The organism is Porticoccus sp. (assembly GCA_023261185.1).
GTDB lineage: Bacteria > Pseudomonadota > Gammaproteobacteria > Pseudomonadales > Porticoccaceae > Porticoccus > Porticoccus litoralis.
The window spans coordinates 1-2,508 of record JALRJN010000071.1 but is presented as its reverse complement, the minus strand read 5'-3'; the positions used below and the strand labels follow the sequence as shown (position 1 = coordinate 2,508).

Sequence of the window (2,508 nt, the reverse complement as noted above, 5' to 3'; positions counted from 1 at the left end):
GACGCGACTAGCAGAGGGGGAAGAATTGGGTACCCTATTGCTCGCGGAGCAGGAACCCATCGCCGCGCGCAAGCAGTGGCTGGCTGGCAGATTGCAAGTGCGTGGATCGGTTACCCTGGATCATGGCGCAACGCAGGTGCTGCAACAACGGGGCAAGAGTCTATTACCTGTTGGCGTGAAATTTGTTGTTGGTGATTTTAATCGCGGTGATCTGGTGCGTTGTGTTGATGAAGATGGCAATGAAATTGCCCGGGGCCTTATCAATTACAGCGCGGTAGAGAGCAGGAAGATCATTGGCAAAAACAGTGAGCTGATTAGCAGCATCCTGGGTTATTGTGATCACAAGGAGCTGATCCACAGGGATAACTTGGTGTTGGTATAGTCCGTCGGGTTGTTAGCGAGGTGGATCAACTCTCTCATTGCATGAACCGTTGACCCTGAACCAGCCAGCAATGCTGTGGCGATGACGTTTCGCTGTCAGCACTTCATGGGGAAATTCCTCACTGAGGAACACAACCAGTGTCCCGTAAGCTGGTGTTACCTTCACCACTTCCTCATCCGAGTCAATGTCGTAGATGACCAGTTCGCCACCATCTTCCGGCAGCCAGCCGGGGTTGAGGTATGTGACGACGGAAAGGCGGCGATTAGCCTCTCCCCGAAAGGCATCCAGATGTTTGCGATAGAAGTCGCCTGGTTGATAACGGGCAAAATGGCTTTCAAAAGAAAATAGTCCCAGAAAAAGGTGCTCGTTGAGATATTGCTGTAAACCAGCAGTCCACTTTAACCAGTTATTTTCTGCGGGGCTTTGCCCTTCGATCCAGCAGATTTCGTCTCGGCGTACAAATTGATTCAGGGTCAGGTCATTCTGCCGCCCAATACCCGCTTCATTGTAGGCATGGCTATCCAGGTCCATGACTTGTTCAAACAGACTTGAGGCCAGCGTGTCGGGCAGAGCATTGGGGATGACGGTATAACCCTGGTGGCTGAGGTCGTCTGCAATACGGGCAAAAAGCAAGTCATCGGGCGATGACGGGGGTGGTGTGATTGCCAGCATGAACGGGTAGCCTCTTGAGCGGTGGCGAATTATTGGAGAGTTGTCCTGTTGTTGTAAACCTTTTTTGGTGGTGGGCGCGATGTGGATACGGAGGAGAGCTTGATATTAGAGCTGCGCAAAAAATTTTTACTTGTGCTTTATAGGCAATCATCATGTATAAGCTTAAAAAGGGTGCACGAGTTAATTCTCCATTTTTCAACAGCTCACCCCGTTCACCCAATTATCCCATCAATCCCGGTCATATCATGAAAAGTGTGGTTCACGAATTAGCGCGTATCGTCCAGACAGTGGCGATGGCTGATTTGCCCATTGATCAGGTCAATCTCATTGTGGAGTCTATCAGTGAGACCATGGCTGTGGATGTGTGCAGCCTCTATCTGGCCAATGACAAGCAGGAAATGATGTTGCTGGCGTCCCATGGGCTGGCGGCTAAAGCGGTTCGCCGAGTCAAATTGCCACCGGGAAAAGGTCTGGTGGGTTTGGTGGCCTCCAGTCGCCATCCCCTTAACCTCGCCGATGGCGAACTCCATCCCAATTATTTTTACATTGCGGAAACCCAGGAAGAGCGCTTCCACAGTTTTTGCGGTGTGCCCATTGTTCATACCGGTAAAGTTGTCGGTGTTCTGGTCGTTCAGGGACGTGAAATACGCCATTTGTCTGATGAAGAGCAGGGCTTTCTGGTCACATTGGCAGCTCATCTGGCATTGCTGCTGGGCAACAGCCCGTTGGCACATGGAGATATGGTCGGCTACAACGAGCGCGTCAGCGGCGTTAAGGGTGCTCCGGGTATTGGTATTGGTCATATCAAGCTCAGTGATCATGGTGAGCTTTATTCAGTGGTCGACACGCCCTGTGAGGATATTCCGGGAACGTTGGAGGATTGGCAGCAACTATTAGTGGTGGTTCGCGGGCAGATTGACCATGAGCGGGAGTCTCTGGGCTCAGAGATTACCGGCAGCGTTGCGGGTATTTTCAGCGCCTACAAAATGCTTCTGGAAGACCCTGCATTTGTTACCTATGTTCAAGCTGGCATTGAAAAGGGGAATTGGTTGCCGGGCGCGCTGCGTCATGCGATTCAGCACTTTGCCGAATTATTTTTGGCCATGGACGATCCTTATCTGAAGGCACGTCACGAAGATGTTCATCACCTTGGCAACAAATTGTTCAATGCCTGGCGTGGCATCAAACCTGTAGATGTCCCCCCGGATATGGATATTGTGCTGGTGGGCCCACAGGTCAGTGTTTCTGATATTGCAGCTGTGCCTTCAGAGCGTCTGGTGGGCCTAGTCTGTTTTGAGGGCTCAGGGCTTTCACATACTGCTGTGCTGGCCAATGCCTTGGGTATCCCCGCTGTGATGGGGACGGGTCGTATCCGCCGCCTGGTGGATCAGGCCAGTATTATCGTCGATGGTAATAATGGCCAGGTAACCCTCAATCCCGGGGATATGGTAATC

The 2,508-nt window shown here is 51.7% G+C and carries 3 protein-coding genes; 2 read left to right on the top strand and 1 reads right to left on the bottom strand.

The window, feature by feature from the left end; all coding sequences use genetic code 11:
- Positions 1-382: PUA domain-containing protein (locus tag ACYZYZ_RS06580; protein ID WP_461483688.1), on the top strand; the 382-nt coding region annotated here is incomplete at its 5' end.
- 12 nt (positions 383-394) lie between these two features.
- Here the strand turns inward: ACYZYZ_RS06580 and ACYZYZ_RS06575 are convergent.
- Entirely contained in the window at positions 395-1,054 is a 660-nt protein-coding gene (locus ACYZYZ_RS06575) for a 2OG-Fe(II) oxygenase (protein WP_461483687.1), read from the bottom strand.
- A 152-nt stretch (positions 1,055-1,206) separates the two neighbouring features.
- Here ACYZYZ_RS06575 and ACYZYZ_RS06570 point away from each other — a divergent pair.
- Positions 1,207-2,508: GAF domain-containing protein (locus ACYZYZ_RS06570; RefSeq protein ID WP_461483686.1), on the top strand; the 1,302-nt coding region annotated here is incomplete at its 3' end.

What these genes read in the sequence shown, in the direction of transcription:
- ACYZYZ_RS06575 (WP_461483687.1), bottom strand. Translation starts at nt 1,054, where the DNA reads ATGCTGGCAATCACACCACCCCCGTCATCGCCCGATGACTTGCTTTTT.